This is a genomic window from Rhizobium sp. BK399 (assembly GCF_014194695.1).
Lineage (GTDB): Bacteria > Pseudomonadota > Alphaproteobacteria > Rhizobiales > Rhizobiaceae > Rhizobium.
The window spans coordinates 443,532-462,711 of the sequence record NZ_JACIAH010000002.1 but is presented as its reverse complement, the minus strand read 5'-3'; the positions used below and the strand labels follow the sequence as shown (position 1 = coordinate 462,711).

Here is a 19,180-nt window from a genome sequence, read left to right as displayed (position 1 = left end):
CAGCCAGTGGTTCCTCCGGCCGCCGCGGTTCGCTGACGAGAAGCTTCGAATTATTTTCTCGACAGTCGAGAAATTTAGTGTCAGAGATTTTTTCAACTGTCAACACTGCACTACCGACGGAATTTTCGTTAGGGAAAACCTGTCGGGGATACAGTGTGAACGAGGGCGGAATGCGAGGGGGAGAGGGCCGGCATATATGCTGACCAAGTCGAGCACGGAGTTGGTCCGGCAGAGAAATAGCGTCCTCGTGCTCGCCGCGCTTCGAAGGCATGGAGCGCTCGCCCACACTGAAATCGCCGACTCTACGAAGCTGTCCTCCGCCACGGTTTCGGCGATCACTGCCGATCTGGAGAAGGCGCAGATCATCGAGAAATCCGAGCATCAGGCAGCGAGCGGACGGGGGCGCCCGCGCGTCATGTTTCGGCAGCGACGCGACTGCGGCTACCTTGTCGTTGTGATCATTTCGTCGGATGGCGTGCAGTACTCGTTGGTCGACTACGCCGGCAAGCTCATCGACCGATTCAGCGAGGAAAGGTCGCATGATCCTGCAGGCGCCGAGCGGTTTGTCGCCTCCGTTAGGGATGGGCTCGCGCGCATTCTTTCACGCTCAAAGGTTCCCCGGGAAAAAGTGCTGCTGATATCGATTAGTAGCAAGGGGCTCGTGCATCCCACAGAACCGGTGCTGGTTTGGTCGCCGATTTTCGGCAGCAATCAGATCGACTTCGAATCAGCGTTGCGGCCAGATTGGCAAGCCAGGATCCTTCTCGGCAATGAGACGCAGCTTGTTGCAGCGGCGCTCGGTGCGCATGAGGAAAATACGAGGCCGACAGATTTTCGTGCTCTTGCCGCATTGTCGCTCGGACACAGCATCGGCCTTGGCATCGTCCGGCGCACGGGGCAGGGCGAGCGGGAAATCTCGGCGCCGAATTTCGGACATATGCTACACATGGCGAATGGTGGCCTCTGTCGCTGCGGCAGCAGGGGATGCATCGAGGCCTATGCTGGCTTCTACGCCATTCTGCGTATGGCCTTCGAGGTGCCGCTCGATACCATTCCGGCGAAGTTCGTGCCTGTCGCCGAGCTCGACAAGATCGCAGCGCAAGCGCGCCACGGGCATCGCATGTCTGCCTTTGCGTTCAGGCAGGCCGGCATCGCGCTCGGAAACGGACTTTCACGTCTGCTTAGCCTGACGGAGCGCATGCCGATCGCAATCACGGGTCCAGGAACGCGTTACTATGATCTGTTGCGTCAGGGCATCGAGGATGGACTTGGCCAGGCGCATATCGTGCGGATGGAAGGAATGCCCGAGATTCGCGTTGCGCCTGACGAATCGATCCTTGTCTTCGAGGGGCATCTCGACCGGGCATTGTCGGTGATCGATCAGGAGTTGGTTCTGTCGGGTATTCAGGGGGCCGACTAGCCATGCGGCCAGGGCGAAATAGGCGTAAAACGAGAAATGGCCGGGCAGGGACCCGGCCATTTCACAGGTGGCTTTCGGTCGGGAGAGGGCCGTCAGCCAATCTTGATGAGCTTGCCTTCCTTGACGGACTGCACGGCAGCATCTGCCAGCGCCAGAGCAGCGAGACCATCGGCACCCGACGGCGCGATCGTCGCACCCTTTTCGATCGCCGCGATGAAGCTAGCGATCTCGTTGGCGTAGGCTTCGGTGTAGCGGGTCATAAAGAAGTCATGCAGCGGCGGGCGGGTGTAGCCGTCGCCGTTGGCAACTTCGATCGAAACAGGGCGCTGATTTTCGGCGGATACCATGCCTTTGGAGCCATGCACTTCGATGCGCTGGTCGTAGCCATACGTGGCGCGGCGGGAGTTGGAGATGATCGCCTGCTTGCCGGACTTGGTCTGCAGGATCACCGAAACGCTGTCGTAGTCCCCGGCTTCGCCGATCGCCTTGTCGACAAGGACAGCGGCGGTGGCGCTGACGGCAACCGGCTCTTCGCCGAGCAGGAATCGGGCCATGTCGAAATCGTGGATCGTCATGTCGCGGAAGATGCCGCCCGAACGCTTGATGTAATCAACCGGTGGGGCGCCCGGATCGCGCGAGGTGATCGTGACCATTTCAACGTCGCCGATTCGGCCGTCGTCGATCGTCTTGCGAACGGCCATGAAGTGCGGGTCGAAGCGGCGATTGAAACCGACCATCAGCTTGCCCTTGGTCTCGTCGACGACCTTGATGCACGCCTTGACGCGGGCAACGTCGAGATCGATCGGCTTTTCGCAGAAGATGGCCTTGCCGGCGCGGGCGAAACGCTCGATCAGGTCGGCGTGAGTATCGGTCGGGGTGCAGATGACGACGGCGTCGATATCCTTGGCGGCTTCGATCGCCTCGATCGTGCGGACCTCGCAGCCATACGCCGAGGCGATGGCTTCGGCCGCCTGCGGGAATGCGTCGGCGACAGCAACGAGTTTGGCATTGGCATCGCCGCTGACGGCCTTCGCATGAACCTTGCCGATGCGGCCGGCGCCGAGAAGACCAAATCTGACTGTCATGAGAACCTCCCTTGGATTCGGAACAAATGAACCGAATTGTGATGCATGTGGAATTTTCATTCCATTTAATGGTTGCCGCGTCAAGCCCGGCGCCCTTTCACATTTTCAGAATCCATCCTAAAGACATGTGATCGAAATACGGCGCGGGACAATTATGCAGCTCATAGATCCGAACCATCCGGCCTATCGCCCGCTCTGGGCTCGCGTCCTGATCGTGACCGTTTGCTTCGGCTGGGCACTGGTCGAGATCATCACCGGTGATCCGTTCTGGGCGGTTCTATCAGGCGGTGCGGGCGTCTATGCCGCCTATATGCTGTTCTGGAGCTACAAACCGCAAGCGGCAGAGAGCGTCACGCCGGCACCTTCCGATGACGAGGAAGAAAAAGAAGATCGAGAAGACAAGAAGGACGCTGACTAGTCAGCGACCGAGGCGCCGCAGCGCCTGGTCGATCAGCAAATTCGCGGTCGTCATCCGCTTGGTGGCGTTCTCGCGGAATAGCGGATGAACGCGATCGGGGTGGTTCTTCTTGGCAAAGGCACGACGCTTTTCGCTGAGGCCCTGGGCTGTATCGCGCATGGAAATATCCAGTTCTGCAGCGATATCCTCTGGCGCTACGCGCGTGAGGTGATCTGGCATCACAGGGTCTGGCTCAGGCGAGGTCGGGGGCACCGGTGAGGACTCAGGCGCCGTCTCCGGGGCAAATCCCATTGTCTCCACGTACGCCTGATCGGCCCTGTTTGACTGGGCCGAGACCCCTTCCATGACATCGAAGGCAAGACCGGTGTTGAGACCGCTCACACGGGCGGTGGGTGCATCCTGCTCGGCTGCCTCATCGTCCTCCGCCTTCAGGCGGTCGAGGACGGACTGGAACACGGATTGGCCAAACAGCATGATTGCCTCCCTTGGAGGCGCGCATTAGACCCGAGCAAGGTGGTGCCGAGCTTGTCACGCGGCGGCGACTTTTTTGCTCTCGGCCAGCACCAGATCATAAAGCAGCCGTGCACTCGGGGGCAGGGCGCGCTCCTTCACTGTGATCAGGCTGTACGGCCTGACGTTGATGTCAAAGTCGATCGGCAGCACCCGGACATCCGAAGCCTTTGATTTGTGGGACGCCAGGAACTGTGCCACGTCGAGCGCGATAGGTGCGATTGCATCGGTCTGGCAAACTGTCGCGCAGGTAAGCAGCAGCGACGAGGTGTTGACGATATTTTCCGGCAGCGACACACCGCGCGCCAGGAACAGGTCCTCGATCGTCCGGCGCAGCAAAGTACCTGCAGGCTGGAAGACCCAATCATAGCGCGGGAGGTCATCGAGGGACGCCACCTTCTTCTTGAGCAGCGGATGACCGCCCCGGACGATCAGGCAGGCCTTCTCCACGCCGATCTCTTGGACCTGGAACAAGCGCGGATTGAGGTCGTCAGGAATACGGCTGATGATGAAGTCGTGCCGGGCGGCGAGCAGCTCCCGCGCCAGCACGTTGCTCGTTTCGACCTGGATAGTCACCTCGATGCCGGGGAGAGCCGTTCTGACACGCTTGATCGCCGGCACGACAAGGCTCATGGCTGGCGCCGTAACCGCGCCGATGAAGACCGCGCCGCCCTTGCCCGTCTTCAATTCTGCAATTTCGCGGCCAGCTTCGCGCAGTTCCAGCATGATCTTTCGCGCGCGCCGTGCGAGCGCCTGTCCGAAGGTCGTCAGAACCACACCACGCGCGACGCGCTCATAGAGCGGCGTCTTCACGATCGACTCCATTTCCGACAGGATTCGCGAGGCGGCCGGCTGCGAAATGTTCAGCGCTTCGGCCGCGGCTGAAATTTGACCGCTATCTTCGATTGCGACGATCATCCGCAGGTGATTCAGTTTAAGCCCCGATCTCAGAAGGGCGTCATCACCGAAAATATCCGTGTGAATGTCCACATGGGCATGCGTCTGCGGGTCCGAAATAATCGTCATGGTTGCGGCCTCCCAACCGTGTTCCATCAAAAGTAATACTTTTTAACGATATACCAAAATTGTTATGCACTTTGCCAGTTATTCTATTTGACAGTTATAGGAATCCATACCAGTTTGCCGCCGTGTGCTGGTTGGCACTCAACACGTGTGAGAGCGTGGAGGAGACCTACTTCGTTTCTCACCATCTGAAGTATTATCCAAGACGGAACCTGCCACAGTTTCGGGGCGGGCGATTTTTCGTCCGTGCGTTTATTAACTAAGGGAGAGAGAGATATGAAATCCATTATCTCGTTGATGGCAGCGGCGGCCTTTGGCGTCGCTTCGTTCGTAATGCCGGCTATGGCAGCCGACAAGGGGACTGTCGGCATTGCAATGCCCACGAAGTCGTCCGCTCGCTGGATCGATGACGGTAACAACATCGTCAAGCAGCTCCAGGACGCTGGCTACAGCACCGATCTGCAGTACGCTGACGACGACATTCCGAACCAGCTGTCTCAGATTGAGAACATGGTCACCAAGGGCGTCAAGGTTCTCGTCATCGCCGCTATCGACGGCACGACGCTTTCCGACGTTCTCCAGAAGGCTCACGACGCAGGCATCAAGGTCATCGCTTATGACCGTCTGATCCGCGACTCGGGCAACGTCGACTACTACGCGACGTTCGACAACTTCAAGGTCGGCGTTCTGCAGGCAACCTCTATCGTTGACGCCCTCGGCCTCAAGGATGGCAAGGGCCCGTTCAACATCGAACTCTTCGGCGGTTCGCCGGACGACAACAACGCCTTCTTCTTCTATGATGGCGCAATGTCCGTTCTGCAGCCTTACATCGACAGCGGCAAGCTCGTCGTAAAGTCTGGCCAGACCGGCATGGACAAGGTTGGTACGCTGCGTTGGGACCCGGCAACGGCCCAGGCTCGTATGGACAACCTGCTCTCGGCTAACTACACCGACGCGAAGGTCAATGCAGTTCTGTCGCCTTACGACGGTCTGTCCATCGGCATCATCTCGTCGTTGAAGGGCGTCGGCTACGGCTCTGGCGATCAGCCGCTCCCGGTCGTTTCCGGCCAGGACGCTGAAGTTCCGTCGGTCAAGTCGATCATCGCTGGCGAGCAGCACTCCACGATCTTCAAGGACACCCGTGACCTCGCAAAGGTTACCGTCGGCATGGTCAACGCTCTGATGGAAGGCAAGGAGCCTGAAGTCAACGACACCAAGACCTACGACAACGGCGTCAAGGTCGTTCCGTCCTACCTGCTGACCCCGGTCGCAGTTGACAAGACCAACTACGAGAAGATCCTCGTCGAAGGCGGTTACTACAAGGCTGACCAGCTGAAGTAATAATTGTACCACGTTGGCCGGAACCTGCTGCTTGCGGGTTCCGGTCTTCAATTTTATGATCGCCGCGCCCCTCTCGGCTGCTGGCGCTGGATTTTGACCATGGACAATACAATCCTCGAAATGCGGAACATCACCAAGACGTTCCCGGGCGTGAAGGCGCTTGAGAATGTGAACCTCAAGGTTCGGCAAGGTGAAATCCACGCATTGGTGGGTGAAAACGGGGCCGGAAAGTCGACCCTGATGAAAGTTCTCTCCGGCGTGTACCCGGCCGGAACCTACGACGGTGACATCGTTTATGAAGGCGACGTCCGTCATTTCAAGGCGCTCAAGGACTCCGAGGAAATCGGCATCGTCATCATTCACCAGGAGCTGGCGCTCGTGCCGCTCCTGTCGATCGCCGAAAACATCTTCCTCGGCAACGAAGTCGCCCAGAACGGCATCATCAAGTGGCAGGAAGCCTTCAAGCGCACGAAAGAGCTGCTGAGCAAGGTCGGCCTCAAGGAGTCGCCGGAAACGCTTGTTACCGACATCGGCGTCGGCAAGCAGCAGCTTGTCGAAATCGCCAAGGCGCTTTCGAAGAGCGTGAAGCTGCTCATCCTTGATGAGCCGACAGCGTCGCTCAACGAAAAGGATTCCGATGCGCTGCTCGAGCTCCTCATCGAATTCCGCAACCAGGGCCTGACGTCGATCATCATCACGCACAAGCTCAACGAAGTGCGCAAGGTCGCCGACCAGATCACGGTTCTGCGCGACGGCATGACGGTCAAGACACTCGACTGTCAGACCGAAGAGATCAGCGAAGACATCATCATCAAGAACATGGTGGGCCGCGAGCTCGCCGATCGTTATCCGCCGCGCTCCGTGCCGATCGGCGAGACGATCCTCGAGGTGAAGAACTGGAACGCTTACCACCAGCACCACCGTGACCGCCAGGTCCTTCACAACATCAACGTCACCGTCCGCAAGGGCGAGGTGGTCGGCATCGCGGGATTGATGGGCGCCGGACGCACTGAATTCGCCATGAGCCTGTTCGGCAAGTCCTACGGTCACAAGATCCACGGCGACGTCTTCATGCACGGCAAGTCCGTCGATGTCAGCACCGTTCGCAGGGCGATCGATGCCGGTCTCGCCTACGTAACCGAGGATCGCAAGCATCTCGGTCTCGTGCTCGGCGAAAACATCGTGCACAACACGACGCTTGCCAATCTGGCTGGCGTGTCGAGCGGCACGGTCATCGACACCATCAAGGAATCCAAGATCGCGTCGGATTATCGCTCGAAGCTTCGCATCCGCAGCTCCAGCATCTTCCAGGAGGCGGTCAATCTTTCGGGTGGCAACCAGCAAAAGGTCGTGCTGTCGAAGTGGCTGTTTTCCGATCCCGACGTTTTGATCCTCGACGAGCCCACTCGCGGTATCGATGTCGGTGCAAAATACGAAATCTATACTATCATCAACCAGCTCGCCGCCGATGGCAAAGGCGTTCTGATGATCTCATCGGAAATGCCGGAGCTCCTTGGCACGTGCGACCGCATCTACGTCATGAATGAAGGGCGTATCGTTGCGGAACTGCCAAAGGGAGAGGCGAGCCAAGAAACCATCATGCGCGCTATCATGCGCTCAGGGGAGAAGAAACAATGACCCCGGTCAACCCTTCCGCCACCGAAGAGAGCAACGTCGTTTCCGTTGCGGACTACATCCGCGGTAACATCCGTGAGTACGGCATGCTCATCGCGCTTGTCGCGATCATGGTGTTCTTCCAGTTCTATACGGGCGGCATCCTGTTCAAGCCGGTCAACCTGACGAACCTTGTTCTGCAGAACTCGTTTATCGTCATCATGGCGCTCGGCATGCTGCTTGTCATCGTGGCGGGGCATATCGATTTGTCGGTCGGCTCCATCGTCGCCTTCGTCGGCGCGGTGGCGGCTATCATGACCGTCAACTGGCAGATGAACTTCGTGCTTGCGGGCATTCTCTGCCTGATCATCGGTGGCGCCATCGGCGCCGCGCAGGGCTACTGGATTGCGTATCACCGGATTCCGGCCTTCATCGTAACGCTCGCCGGCATGCTCGTCTTCCGCGGCCTCACGCTGTTCGTTCTCGGCGGCAAGAACATCGGCCCGTTCCCGAAGGATTTCCAGGTCATCTCGACGGGCTTCCTGCCGGGCGACATGATCGATATCGGCGGAATTCCGCTCCATTCGACGTCGCTAGTCCTGACCGTTCTCGGAACTGTCGTCCTCTTTTATCTCGCCTGGCGTCGCCGCAAGGTCAACGAGAGCCATGGCATCGATGTGGAGCCGATGAGCTTCTTCATCGGTCAGAACCTCATTCTTTCGCTGGCGATCCTGTTCCTCGGCTATCAGTTGTCCAGCTACAAGGGCCTGCCGAACGTTCTCGTCGTCATGCTCGTGCTGATCGCGGCCTACGCCTTCGTGACGCGCCGCACCACGATCGGTCGCCGCATCTACGCCATGGGCGGCAATGAAAAGGCCACCAAGCTTTCGGGTATCAACACCGAGCGCCTGAGCTTCTTCACCTTCGTCAACATGGGCGTTCTGGCCGGTCTCGCCGGCATGATCATCGCGGCCCGCCTGAACTCGGCAACGCCGAAGGCGGGCGTCGGCTTCGAGCTGGATGTTATCGCAGCCTGCTTCATCGGCGGTGCTTCGGCATCCGGCGGCGTTGGCAAGATCACCGGTGCCGTCATCGGCGCGTTCATCATGGGCGTCATGAACAACGGCATGTCGATCGTCGGCCTCGGCATCGACTTCCAGCAGATGGTCAAGGGATTGGTGCTTCTCGCTGCCGTCTTCTTCGACGTTTACAACAAGAACAAGGGCTAAGCGCTTCGGCGCTGCCCAGGCATTCGCAGTCATGTGAACTTACCAATCCGGCGCCTTCAGGGAGCCGGATTGGCGGAGCATTTTCCGCGCAATCGAAAAAAGGATGAAGACCGTGCTCATTTCGCAGATCAAGGGTTCGAACGGAGAGATCATCGTCGCCGTGCGCGAGCCGGGCGGTACCGCGAAAGCCGTCAAGAACGCCGGCAGCGTCTATGCGCTGGCCATGGAAGCCGCAAACGGCGGCAAGTCGCTCGCAGCGGTGATCGAGGCGCATGGTCTCGGTGATGCCGTCGATCTCGAAAAGGCTTATGCCGAAGGCAAGTTCCTGCCGCCGATGACGCATCCTGACGCTGCGCATCTGCATCTGACGGGCACCGGTCTGACGCATCTGGGCTCGGCCGCAACGCGCGACTCCATGCACAAGAAGACCTCCGAGGCGGCTGAGGAAACGCTCACCGACTCGATGAAGATGTTCAAGATGGGTCTTGAGAACGGCAAGCCGAAAGCCGGCGAGAAGGGCGTGCAGCCTGAGTGGTTCTACAAGGGCAACGGCTACGGTTCGGCTGCTCCTGGCACTCCGCTCGTTTCCCCGTCCTTCGCGCTCGACGGTGGCGAAGAACCTGAGATGGCCGGCATTTATGTCATCGCTGAAGACGGCACGCCTTTCCGGATCGGTTTTGCGCTGTCGAACGAGTTCTCCGACCACGTCACCGAGCGGATCAACTATCTCTACCTCGCGCACTCCAAACTGCGCCCGGCAAGCTTCGGCCCGGAAATCCGCATCGGCGCCGCGCCGGACGACATCCGCGGCACCTCGCGCATCAAGCGCGGTGACAAGGTGATCTTCGAGAAGCCCTTCCTGTCGGGCGAGGCGAACATGTCGCACACCTTCGCGAACCTCGAATACCACCACTTCAAGTACGGCCTGTTCCGTGTGCCCGGCGACGTTCACGTCCACATGTTCGGCACCGCGACGCTGTCCTTCGCTGAAGGCATCAAGGCGGAAGAGGGCGATGTCTTCGAAATCGAAGTCGCCGAGTTCGGCCTGCCGCTGCGCAACCCTCTGAAGATTGCTGCCGAAGAAGAGATTGCTGTCAAGCAGCTCTGATTTCGCAAGGCCCGGCCGCCGCTTCGGCGGCCGGACCGTTTTTCAAAAAACGGTAAAGGAGGCCTCATCGGGCCATGACCATCTATCAAAATCTCATCGCCGGCGAATGGGTCGGCTCGGACGCGACCAAGAACATCAATCCGTCTGACACCAACGAGGTTGTTGGCCTCTATGCCGACGGCACGGCTGAAGACACCAGAAATGCCATCGCGGCCGCCAAGGCAGCCTTTCCTGCCTGGTCGCGTTCCGGCATCTGGGAACGCCACGTCATCCTGAAGAAGGCTGGCGACGAGATCATGGCTCGCAAGGACGAGCTTGGGGCGTTGCTTGCGCGCGAAGAGGGCAAGACGCTTCCGGAAGCGATCGGCGAGACCATCCGCGCCTCACAGATCTTTGAATTCTTTGCAGGCGAGGCGCTGCGGCTTGCAGGCGAGGTTATCCCGTCGGTTCGGCCAAACATCGGCGTCGAGATCACCCGTGATCCGCTCGGCGTCATCGGTATCATCACGCCCTGGAATTTCCCGATCGCGATCCCAGCCTGGAAGATCGCACCGGCGCTGTGCTACGGCAACACCATCGTCTTCAAGCCGGCCGAACTTGTTCCGGGCTGCTCCTGGGCGATCGTCGACATCCTGCATCGCGCCGGCCTGCCGAAGGGCGTCTTGAACCTCGTCATGGGCAAGGGCTCGGTGGTCGGCCAGGCGATGCTCGACAGCCCCGACGTCACCGGCATTACCTTTACAGGTTCCACCGGCACCGGCCGACGCGTCGCGAGCGCCTCGATCGAGCATAATCGCAAGTTCCAGCTGGAAATGGGCGGCAAGAACCCGATGGTGGTTCTCGATGACGCGGACCTCACCGTCGCCGTCGAAGCTGCCGCCAACTCGGGCTTCTTCTCCACCGGCCAGCGCTGCACGGCGTCCTCGCGCCTGATCGTCACCGAAGGCATCCACGACAAGTTCGTCGCGGCGCTGACGGAAAAGCTGAAGACGCTGGTCGTCGACAACGCAATGAAGACGGGCACGCATATCGGCCCTGTCGTCGATGAAAAGCAGCTGAAGACCGATACCGATTATATCGAGATCGGCAGGAAGGAAGGCGCCAAGCTTGCCTTCGGCGGCGAGCTCATCACCCGCGAGACGCCTGGCTTCTACCTGCAGCCGACGCTATTTACGGAAGCGACCAACCAGATGCGCATCAGCCGTGAGGAGATCTTCGGACCCGTCGTCTCGTTGATCCGCGTCAAGGACTACGAAGAGGCACTGGCAACGGCGAACGACACGCCGTTTGGCCTGTCAGCCGGTATCGCCACGACAAGCCTGAAGCATGCAACGCATTTCAAGCGCAATTCCGAAGCCGGCATGGTTATGGTCAACCTGCCGACGGCGGGTGTGGATTTCCACGTCCCGTTCGGCGGCCGCAAGGGATCGTCCTATGGCCCGCGCGAGCAGGGCAAGTACGCGGCCGAATTCTATACGTCGGTCAAGACCGCTTATACGCTGGCCTAGTGATTGCAAGGACGATGCGAGCCGCCATCGGCGGCTCGCATTCTTTACCCTGCCGATGTGAGCCGATCAGCTCTGGCTCTGGCTCTGCATCTGTCCCCGATCCTCTACCTTGACGACGACCGAGAGTTTCTCCCCCGGCGTGCCGATGCGCATGCCCGAAACGGGGGCGGCATCGCGGTAGCAGAGACCGGAGGCGACGCGCACATAGCGTGCATCGGGGCAGATGTTGTTGGCGGGATCGAAGCCTACCCAGCCGAGGCCGGCCACATGCGCCTCGCCCCATGCGTGGGTTGCAGCCTGCTCCACCTTCTCTTCCATCATCAGATAGCCGGAGACGTAGCGAGCCGGCACCCCAAGGCTCCGCGCGGCTGCGACGAAGATATGGGCGTGATCCTGGCAGACACCACTCTTTTTCTCCAGCGCTTGCTCCGCTGTCGTTTCGGTATCGCTGGTGCCGGGTCGGTATGCCACCATTTCGTGGATGCCGGACATCAGCGCGTGCATGCGTGCCAGCTCGTTGTCGCCGCTCACGCTCTTGGTCAGATCCTTGATGAGTTTCCCGGGCTTCGTCCTTGGCGTCTCGCGCAGGAAAAGCCACAGCGGGCAGAAGCCGCTGTGAGGGCCAAGGACACCGTTTCGATCTTCCGTTTCGACCTCGCCCTCGGCGACGATCCGTGTCGCCTGCTGCTCGCCTTCGAGCGAGACAAGGTTGATGTGGTTGCCGAACTGATCGTCATACTCGACCTCCGGCTTGGCACCCTCGACATGCAGCGACCAGTTGAGGATCGTTTGTCCTGTCACCGTCGGCGGTGTTAGCCGCAGCCGCTGCAGCGAGAAGACCGACGGTTCCTCATAATGGTATTCCGTGACGTGGCTGATCTTAAGCTTCATGTCGTGCCCGCCTATGCATAGAACCGGTAACCGTCGGAAATTTCCATGCCGAGCTGGTTGTTGCGTGTGACGAAATCTTCCAGAAACTCATGCAAGCCCTGATCCATGATCTCCTTGATGGCACGCGTCTGCAGCGTCGTGCGGATGGAATCGGCCGTGTCGTGCGCCGGCAGCCGTTCGCCGTAGTCCTTGGCGAGATAGCCGAGCTCGCTGACGATCTTTTCGTAGCAATAGGCGAGTGAGCGGGGCATCTGGCCGTTGAGGATCAGGAAGTCGGCAATGTTCATCGCGCGATATTCGCCGTCATAAGCCCAGCTGTAGGAGCGGTGGGCGGAGACCGAGCGCAGGATGGACTCCCACTGGATGTTGTCGATCGACGTGCCGACAGCGGAGACTGACGGCAGGAGTACGTAGTACTTCACGTCGAGAATGCGGCTGGTATTGTCGGCGCGCTCGATGAAGGTGCCGATACGGGCGAAATTGTAAAGCTCGTTTCTGAGCATGGAGCCATGGAAGGCGCCGCGGATTAACCCGGCGCGATGCTTGATGGCATCGATCGCTTCCGGCAGCTCCGCCGGCTTCAGCCGCTTCGAAAGGAGGGACTTGAGTTCGATCCAGAACTCGTTCGTCGCTTCCCAGGTTTCCCTGGTCAGTGCCGTGCGCACCATGCGGGCGTTGTTTCGCCCGTAGTCGACGCAGGACATGACGCTCGACGGATTGGTGCGGTCGCGCAGCAAGTAGTCGATGGCATCGGCGCTCGTCAGCTTGCTGTGGCCCTCGTCAAAGGTTTCCCGGACGCCAGCACTTTGCAGGACGCCGTCCCAGTCGTCGTCACCGGTTCCGCTTCTGGTCAGCGACATGCGCAGGCCGGCATCGATAAGGCGCGCGATGTTTTCGGCGCGCTCGATGTAACGGAACATCCAGTAGAGTCCGTTTGCAGTTCTTCCGAGCATCAGTCCTCCAATACCCAGGTATCTTTCGTGCCGCCGCCCTGGCTGGAATTGACAACCAGCGAACCCTCTTTCAGGGCCACGCGTGTCAATCCGCCGGGGATGATCTGCACTTTGTCGGAGACGAGAACATAGGGGCGCAGGTCCACGTGGCGCGGCGCAATTCCCTTGTTGACGAGAATGGGCACGGTCGAGAGCGAAAGCGTCGGCTGCGCGATATAGTTGGCGGGCTTGGCCTTCAGCTTCTCGGCAAAATCGGCGCGTTCCTTTTTGGTCGCCGTTGGGCCGACCAGCATGCCGTAGCCGCCGGAACCATGGACTTCCTTGACCACCAGTTCCTCGAGGTGCTCGAGCACGTACTTAAGGCTTTGCGGTTCGGAGCAGCGCCAGGTCGGGACGTTTTCGAGGATCGGCTTGCGTCCGGTATAGAACTCAACGATCTCCGGCATATAGGAGTAGATCGCCTTGTCGTCCGATATGCCGGTGCCCGGCGCATTGGCGATGGTGATGTTGCCGGAACGATAGACGTCCATGATGCCGGGAATGCCGAGCGCTGAATCCGGCCGGAAGGTGAGGGGGTCGAGGAAGTCGTCGTCGACCCGGCGGTAGAGCACGTCGATCGCCTCGTAGCCGCGCGTCGTGCGCATCTTGACCTTCCCGTCGATGACACGCAGATCCGAGCCTTCGACAAGCTCGACTCCCATTGTGTCAGCCAGGAACGAGTGCTCGTAATAGGCGGAGTTGTAGATGCCGGGCGTCAGGACAGCGACGCGCGGCTTGCCCTTGCAGCCAGGAGGCGCAAGCGATGCCAGGCTCTGGCGCAGCAGATAGGGATAGTCCTCGACCGGCCGGACCTTGTTGGCATGAAACAGGTCCGGAAACATCTGCATCATCGTTTCCCGGTTTTCCAGCATGTAGCTGACGCCGGACGGGGTGCGGGCATTGTCTTCCAGCACATAGAATTCATCCTCGCCGGTGCGCACGATATCGGTGCCGACGATGTGGGTGTAAACGCCGCCCGGCGGCCGGAAGCCGATCATCTCGGGCAGGAAGGCATCGTTCCTCTCGATCAGTCCGCGCGGAATACGGCCGGCGCGGATGATTTCCTGCTTGTGGTAGATGTCATCGAGGAAGGCGTTGAGGGCGATCACGCGCTGCTCGATGCCCTGGGCGAGTTTGCGCCATTCGCGACCGGAAATGATACGGGGGATGATGTCGAACGGAATGAGCTTTTCGGAGGAGTCTGCGTGTCCGTAGACAGCGAAGGTAATGCCGGTCTTTCGGAAGATGTTCTCCGCGTCCCGGCTCTTGGCGATCAGATGCGCCCGATCTTGGTTACTGTACCACTCAAAGTATTTTTCATATGGCTCTCGCGGACTTTCGCCCCCGGTGATCATTTCATCAAATGCCAAAGGTGTGGCTCCCCTTTTTTCTTCATTTGAATACAACGCAAATGGCAATGCAAGAACCATGCACAGTTTGAAGGTGAGATTCGTAAAATCCTCGGAAGCGATAAAAAGAGTCGAAAAACTGGGCATTTACGGAAGTCGCACCTAGGTCCCGCCGCCATTGGTGCCCGGCAGTCGCTCAAAATGTAAGCATCTGGCTATTTTCAGATCGGCGTTCGATTCATTTTCGGCCCGCGCCCGCTCAGCGGCTGACTGCCCGACGATCAACGAAACTTCAGGTAAGCATCAACGCTTCGCTTTTGACGAAGGGCCATCGGCCGGCTATCAGCGTCGCAATCCATTGCCCCAGGGTCACGTCATGTCGCTCGATCGCTTCGCTCCCGCCATCTTTGTCCTGCTCTGGTCGACCGGCTGGGTCGTGGCGAAATATGCTGCTATCCATTCGGAGCCCTTCACCTTTCTTGCCGTACGCTATGCGCTGTCGGGGCTGGCATTCCTGGGGCTTTGCCTTGTCATGCGTGCTGCATGGCCGGGCAGGGCGGTCGCCTTTAGGGCGGTCTACTCGGGCCTTTTCCTGCACGGCTTCTATCTGGCTGGCCTCTGGTGGGCGATTGCCAACGGCGTGCCGGCCGGCATATCGGGCATTATCGCGGCGCTGCAGCCGCTGTTGACGGCGATGGCTGCACCGCTGCTCGTCGGCGAGCGGTTGCAGGGAATCCAGAAGGCAGGGCTAGTGCTTGGTTTCCTCGGCATCGCGATTGCGATATCGCCGAAGCTCCTCGATCCGGCGACGGCCGATCTGGCGCATGCCGCCGTGCCGTTGGCAATCAACCTTATGGCCATGGGCTCCGTCACCTACGGGACGCTTTATCAGAAGAAGCATTTGCAGACCGGCAACCTCCTGCCGATCGCCACGCTGCAATATGTCGGTGCGCTGATCGTCACGTTGCCGCTGATGCTTACATTCGAGCGCATGCATTTCGACGGATCGGCACAGGCCATCGCGGCGCTCACCTGGTCGGTCTTCGGGCTGTCGATGGGCGGCGTTGGGCTGCTACTCTATCTCATCCGCCGCGGTCAGGTGTCGCGGGCGGCATCGCTCATCTATCTGATGCCGCCGACGGTGGCGCTCGAGGCCTTCATTGCCTTCGGTGAGCCGCTGACGCTTCCGCTGATCCTCGGCACCATCGTCGTCGTGACGGGCGTCTATTTGACTAACCGACCAGCGAAGGTCGCTCCACAAGATACGACCGAGCTGCAGCGGGCCTAGGTAGCCTCGCCTGAAAAGGCGATAAGGTTTCCATCGGGGTCCTGCACGATGAAGGTGCGGGCGCCCCATGGCTCGGCCCGCAGAGGCTGATGGAATGGGGCGCCGGCAGCCTGATATTCCAAGAACAACTGCTTCGGATCATCGACGGTCAACGTTGCAGAGAGGGCGTCGACTTCTCGCGCTCTGAAGCCGGTGTCGAAGACAGGCGCGCCGACCTTTCGCAGGTTCAGGCGTGCGCCGTCGCGAAACACCTGGGCATAAAATGGCGGCTCTCCGTATTGGAACGCCACTTCAAAACCCAGTTTCCGAACATAGAACTGGCATGAAACGTTGATATCAGAGACGAAGAGTTGCGGCTCCGCGGAGAGGACGAACGGACGTCTGTTGTCCGATGCTGTCGATTTCGTCACGGTTTCGATCCCTTTGATCAGTGCGGGCCAATCCGCAAAGCCATGCTTTCGGGCAACAAGCTCCTGTGCGTCGCTGAGCTTGAAGTCGGCGTCCAATATCTCTCGATCGCTTTGATCCCGATATCTCGGCAGGATCCACCTGATCTGGGCCGCAACGGGATAGTAGCGTTCGCGATGCCATCGCAGGTACGACTTGGCTTGTTTTCTGAGGTTTTCGATATTTGGCATGGGCGCGGCCTACGTTTGACTTTGTCGTACGTAGGCGGGCAATGCCCCTCCGGCCCGAAGCCGACGCGCCCTACAGCAGCACCAACATGCTAATGCAGCGGGCCGATTGCCACAAGGCAGGATTGTGAGATCGCTTTGGCGCCGTGAGACGCGTATTGCAAAGGGCGGGATTTCTCCCGCCCTTTCTTTAGAATTAGGCGCGTTCGCGACGCTGGCCGTTGCCACCGCGCGACGGACCGCCGCGACGGTTGCCGCCATTGCCTTCGCGACGCTCGCCGCCACCGTGAGCCTGCGCACCACGATCTTCGCCGTGCTTGCGGGCCGGGCGACCGTGCGCATTGCGGGCGCCACCGCCGGGGTGATGACGGTTCTCGCCGTTGGCATGGTTGCCATGCTGCGGGCGCTGCGGCTTGCGGGCCGGACGGAAGTCCGACGTTGCCGCCAGATCGTTGTCGGGGCCGGACGTCATCGGCGTAGCCTCGCCACGGCGCTGGCCGCGGAAGTCTTCGTTGCGCTGGGTCTGGCGCTCGGGACGGGGACGACGCTCGCGGCGCTCCTCATTGTTGGCGCGGACTTCGTCGCCAGCTTCAGGGCGCGGACGACGCTCCGGGCGGCCACCTGCACGATGGCCTTCGCCACGGCCTTCGCCGCCACGACGCTCACCGCCACGGTTTTCACCACCACGACCCTGGCCGCGGTTGCCACCGTTGCCGTTGCCGCGGCGGGGAGCCGCGTTCATGTTGGCAGGCGCGTCACCGCTTGCGACCGCGATGTTGATGTTCATCAGGCGTTCGATATCCCGCAGGAGGCGGGTTTCATCCGGTGCGCAGAAGGCGATCGCGATACCGTCGCGGCCGGCGCGGGCGGTACGGCCGATGCGGTGGACATAGGCGTCCGGAACCTCAGGCAGGTCGTAGTTGTAGACGTGGCTGACGGCCGGGATGTCGATGCCGCGGGCCGCGACGTCGGTCGCGATCAGCGTCTTGACGTCGCCGTCGCGGAAGGCCTTGAGGGCGCGCTCGCGCTGGCCCTGGCTCTTGTTGCCATGGATAGACGTCACGGAATAGCCGACGTGGTCGAGATGCTTCATCAGCTTCTCGGCGCCATGCTTGGTGCGCAGGAAGACGATGGCGCGTCCGTCAGGGTTCTCGGTGAGCGACTTCTTCAGGAGGTCCGTCTTGTCGTTCTTGCCGTTGACGAAGTGAACATACTGCTCGACCTTGTCGGCCGCCTTGCCCGGAGGCGTCACTTCGACGGTGACCGGGTCCGTCAGGTATTCGCCGGCGAGGTCGGCGATCGACTTCGGCATGGTTGCCGAAAACAGCATCGTCTGGCGCTTCTTCGGCACCATCTTGGCGATCTTGCGCAGGTCGTGCACGAAGCCGAGGTCGAGCATCTGGTCGGCCTCGTCGAGAACGAGGTAGCGTACGGCGGTGAGGCCGATGGCGCGGCGGGCGACGAGGTCAAGCAGGCGGCCGGGCGTGGCAACGAGGATGTCGGTGCCCTTTTCAAGCTGCAGCTGCTGCTTGTTGATCGATACGCCGCCGACAACGACGTTGATGCGCAGGTGCGATTTGCGCAGGAAGTTCTTCAGGTTCTGGGCGATCTGGTTCACCAGTTCGCGGGTCGGGGCGAGGATCAGCGTACGGGTTGTCCGGTTGTCCGGACGCCGCTCTTCAGGGATGATCTTTTCGATAATCGGCAGACCGAAGGCGGCCGTCTTGCCGGTGCCGGTCTGGGCAAGGCCGATAAGGTCGCGGCCTTCGAGTAGAAGCGGGATCGCCTTTTCCTGAATGGGGGTCGGCGTTTCGATGCCGAGCTGGAAAAGTGTGGCGACGATCGGCTTGGAGATGCCAAGCGATTCAAAATTGGTCAAGTCATAACCTTTTTAGGGCGCGCCAAAAAAATCGGCCGGGTCGCAAAATGCGGCCCGGTGTCATTCTGGCGTCAAGAACCCCGCGTGAAGTGGGAACTTGTCTTGTTGGAAAAAGCTTTCCAGCGCTTCTGCCGCGTCTTGGGGTGCGGTCTATTCGAAATGCGCTTTTGCCCTTCTTCCTGCATCCTATTTACTGGCAGGGGCACGCTCACGCGGCGGCCGGAAGGTGAAAGCTGGCCTGCATTTGGTCTAGTTCAGGGGAAAAGTCAAGGGGACCTACTGATGGATCATCGGCAAAAGGGGGCGGTGACGCCCCCAGCCCAGTGCGGATGTCAGTAGCAGACCCTTGTCCTGTAGGCTTCGCCCCAGCCGCTGCGACGCCATTCTATATGGCAGCGCGGCGCGTAGTAGGAGTTCGAGTAGTAGGGCCGGTAATAGCTTCTGTAGTAAGGCCTATAGTACGGGCGATAGTAAGGCCTGTATCCATAGTATGCCCCGTACGCGTAGTTAGGCCGATAGTAGGGTCTGTAGTAGCCGCCGCCATAGTAGGGGCCGGGGTGGCCGTAGCCGTAATACGGATAGGGCCTGGCGACCTGCGACAACAGGATGCCGCCGACGGCTCCAGCGGCGACGCCGCCCCAGAAGTCGCTGTTGGCGTTTGCAGGCGCTGCCGGGATGACGGGCGCACTCGCCAGGGTCAATGCCATGAAGCCCGCCGCCATGCTTTTATGAAGTACGGACATGATCGTCTCCTTTCGTAGACGAAGCCTATTCTCGAAGCCGTCAGGCGAAACCGTTCGGGTATACGGGCCAACTGAACGAGTTCCTCGTAGAAACGAGTGAAACTATACCACAGTTCCGAGATGTTTGCTTGCCCCGTCCGCATCGGC

The 19,180-nt window shown here is 60.1% G+C and carries 17 protein-coding genes; 8 read left to right on the top strand and 9 right to left on the bottom strand.

The features are described from left to right. The first annotated feature begins 196 nt into the window (after positions 1-196). Positions 197-1,420, top strand: a complete 1,224-nt coding sequence (locus tag FHT97_RS08725; protein ID WP_183861352.1) for an ROK family transcriptional regulator — start codon at positions 197-199, stop codon at positions 1,418-1,420. Between the two features lie 92 nt (positions 1,421-1,512). Here FHT97_RS08725 and iolG read toward each other — a convergent pair whose 3' ends face one another. Next, on the bottom strand, positions 1,513-2,505 hold the full coding sequence (iolG, locus tag FHT97_RS08720; protein WP_183753981.1) for an inositol 2-dehydrogenase: 993 nt from the start codon (positions 2,503-2,505) through the stop codon (positions 1,513-1,515). A gap of 154 nt (positions 2,506-2,659) precedes the next feature. On the opposite strand from iolG, the gene FHT97_RS08715 reads away from it, so the two are divergent. Then, positions 2,660-2,923 carry a hypothetical protein gene (locus tag FHT97_RS08715; RefSeq protein WP_183753983.1) on the top strand — a complete coding sequence of 88 codons (264 nt, stop codon included), beginning with the start codon at positions 2,660-2,662 and terminating at the stop codon, positions 2,921-2,923. On the opposite strand, the gene FHT97_RS08710 is transcribed toward FHT97_RS08715, so the two are convergent. Beyond that, positions 2,924-3,397 (bottom strand): hypothetical protein, encoded by a 474-nt coding sequence (locus FHT97_RS08710; RefSeq protein WP_183861350.1) that lies wholly within the window; start codon positions 3,395-3,397, stop codon positions 2,924-2,926. Positions 3,398-3,451: 54 nt separating this feature from the next. Continuing rightward, positions 3,452-4,459: a LysR family transcriptional regulator gene (locus FHT97_RS08705; RefSeq protein WP_183861348.1), complete on the bottom strand. Its 1,008-nt coding sequence runs from the start codon at positions 4,457-4,459 to the stop codon at positions 3,452-3,454. Positions 4,460-4,732: 273 nt separating this feature from the next. Here FHT97_RS08705 and chvE point away from each other — a divergent pair, with 273 nt between their 5' ends. The 5 genes from chvE to FHT97_RS08680 all read left to right on the top strand — a co-directional run bounded on the left by chvE (position 4,733) and on the right by FHT97_RS08680 (position 11,256). Next, the gene (gene chvE, locus FHT97_RS08700; protein WP_016554829.1) at positions 4,733-5,797 is read left to right on the top strand and encodes a multiple monosaccharide ABC transporter substrate-binding protein; all 1,065 of its coding nucleotides are present in this window, start codon (positions 4,733-4,735) and stop codon (positions 5,795-5,797) included. A gap of 99 nt (positions 5,798-5,896) precedes the next feature. Next, entirely contained in the window at positions 5,897-7,435 is a 1,539-nt protein-coding gene (gene mmsA, locus FHT97_RS08695; RefSeq protein WP_183753989.1) for a multiple monosaccharide ABC transporter ATP-binding protein, read from the top strand. After that, positions 7,432-8,640: a multiple monosaccharide ABC transporter permease gene (gene mmsB / locus FHT97_RS08690; protein ID WP_114713454.1), complete on the top strand. Its 1,209-nt coding sequence runs from the start codon at positions 7,432-7,434 to the stop codon at positions 8,638-8,640. Before mmsA ends, mmsB begins: the two co-directional genes overlap by 4 nt. Positions 8,641-8,752: 112 nt before the next feature. Continuing rightward, positions 8,753-9,748 carry an AraD1 family protein gene (gene araD1, locus FHT97_RS08685; protein WP_183861436.1) on the top strand — a complete coding sequence of 332 codons (996 nt, stop codon included), beginning with the start codon at positions 8,753-8,755 and terminating at the stop codon, positions 9,746-9,748. Positions 9,749-9,822: 74 nt separating this feature from the next. Beyond that, positions 9,823-11,256 carry an aldehyde dehydrogenase family protein gene (locus FHT97_RS08680; protein WP_183753991.1) on the top strand — a complete coding sequence of 478 codons (1,434 nt, stop codon included), beginning with the start codon at positions 9,823-9,825 and terminating at the stop codon, positions 11,254-11,256. 66 nt (positions 11,257-11,322) lie between these two features. On the opposite strand, the gene FHT97_RS08675 is transcribed toward FHT97_RS08680, so the two are convergent. The 3 genes from FHT97_RS08675 to FHT97_RS08665 are packed head-to-tail and all read right to left on the bottom strand — an operon-like array spanning position 11,323 to position 14,509. Continuing rightward, positions 11,323-12,147, bottom strand: coding sequence for a transglutaminase family protein (locus FHT97_RS08675; RefSeq protein ID WP_183861346.1), 825 nt, complete (start codon positions 12,145-12,147; stop codon positions 11,323-11,325). Positions 12,148-12,158: 11 nt separating this feature from the next. Then, positions 12,159-13,100 (bottom strand): alpha-E domain-containing protein, encoded by a 942-nt coding sequence (locus tag FHT97_RS08670; protein WP_183753997.1) that lies wholly within the window; start codon positions 13,098-13,100, stop codon positions 12,159-12,161. Then, a complete protein-coding gene (locus FHT97_RS08665; protein ID WP_183754000.1) occupies positions 13,100-14,509 on the bottom strand; it encodes a circularly permuted type 2 ATP-grasp protein in 1,410 nt (469 codons plus the stop codon). Before FHT97_RS08665 ends, FHT97_RS08670 begins: the two co-directional genes overlap by 1 nt. A gap of 355 nt (positions 14,510-14,864) precedes the next feature. Between FHT97_RS08665 and FHT97_RS08660 the strand changes: the two genes are divergently transcribed. Then, on the top strand, positions 14,865-15,776 hold the full coding sequence (locus FHT97_RS08660) for a DMT family transporter (RefSeq protein WP_183861344.1): 912 nt from the start codon (positions 14,865-14,867) through the stop codon (positions 15,774-15,776). Here the strand turns inward: FHT97_RS08660 and FHT97_RS08655 are convergent. From FHT97_RS08655 to FHT97_RS08645, 3 genes are all read right to left on the bottom strand, one after another. After that, on the bottom strand, positions 15,773-16,414 hold the full coding sequence (locus FHT97_RS08655) for a VOC family protein (RefSeq protein ID WP_183861342.1): 642 nt from the start codon (positions 16,412-16,414) through the stop codon (positions 15,773-15,775). The genes FHT97_RS08660 and FHT97_RS08655 overlap by 4 nt on opposite strands. Before the next feature lie 193 nt (positions 16,415-16,607). Continuing rightward, positions 16,608-18,290, bottom strand: a complete 1,683-nt coding sequence (locus FHT97_RS08650; protein ID WP_183861340.1) for a DEAD/DEAH box helicase — start codon at positions 18,288-18,290, stop codon at positions 16,608-16,610. A gap of 332 nt (positions 18,291-18,622) precedes the next feature. Continuing rightward, positions 18,623-19,033, bottom strand: coding sequence for a hypothetical protein (locus FHT97_RS08645; protein ID WP_183861338.1), 411 nt, complete (start codon positions 19,031-19,033; stop codon positions 18,623-18,625). Positions 19,034-19,180: the final 147 nt, after the last annotated feature.

Coding starts and splice junctions, on each gene's coding strand:
- FHT97_RS08715 (WP_183753983.1), top strand. CDS start 2,660: ATGCAGCTCATAGATCCGAACCATCCGGCCTATCGCCCGCTCTGGGCT.
- FHT97_RS08660 (WP_183861344.1), top strand. CDS start 14,865: ATGTCGCTCGATCGCTTCGCTCCCGCCATCTTTGTCCTGCTCTGGTCG.
- iolG (WP_183753981.1), bottom strand. CDS start 2,505: ATGACAGTCAGATTTGGTCTTCTCGGCGCCGGCCGCATCGGCAAGGTT.
- FHT97_RS08725 (WP_183861352.1), top strand. CDS start 197: ATGCTGACCAAGTCGAGCACGGAGTTGGTCCGGCAGAGAAATAGCGTC.
- mmsA (WP_183753989.1), top strand. CDS start 5,897: ATGGACAATACAATCCTCGAAATGCGGAACATCACCAAGACGTTCCCG.
- FHT97_RS08655 (WP_183861342.1), bottom strand. CDS start 16,414: ATGCCAAATATCGAAAACCTCAGAAAACAAGCCAAGTCGTACCTGCGA.
- FHT97_RS08670 (WP_183753997.1), bottom strand. CDS start 13,100: ATGCTCGGAAGAACTGCAAACGGACTCTACTGGATGTTCCGTTACATC.
- mmsB (WP_114713454.1), top strand. CDS start 7,432: ATGACCCCGGTCAACCCTTCCGCCACCGAAGAGAGCAACGTCGTTTCC.
- chvE (WP_016554829.1), top strand. CDS start 4,733: ATGAAATCCATTATCTCGTTGATGGCAGCGGCGGCCTTTGGCGTCGCT.
- FHT97_RS08680 (WP_183753991.1), top strand. CDS start 9,823: ATGACCATCTATCAAAATCTCATCGCCGGCGAATGGGTCGGCTCGGAC.
- FHT97_RS08705 (WP_183861348.1), bottom strand. CDS start 4,459: ATGACGATTATTTCGGACCCGCAGACGCATGCCCATGTGGACATTCAC.
- FHT97_RS08710 (WP_183861350.1), bottom strand. CDS start 3,397: ATGCTGTTTGGCCAATCCGTGTTCCAGTCCGTCCTCGACCGCCTGAAG.
- FHT97_RS08675 (WP_183861346.1), bottom strand. CDS start 12,147: ATGAAGCTTAAGATCAGCCACGTCACGGAATACCATTATGAGGAACCG.
- FHT97_RS08645 (WP_183861338.1), bottom strand. CDS start 19,033: ATGTCCGTACTTCATAAAAGCATGGCGGCGGGCTTCATGGCATTGACC.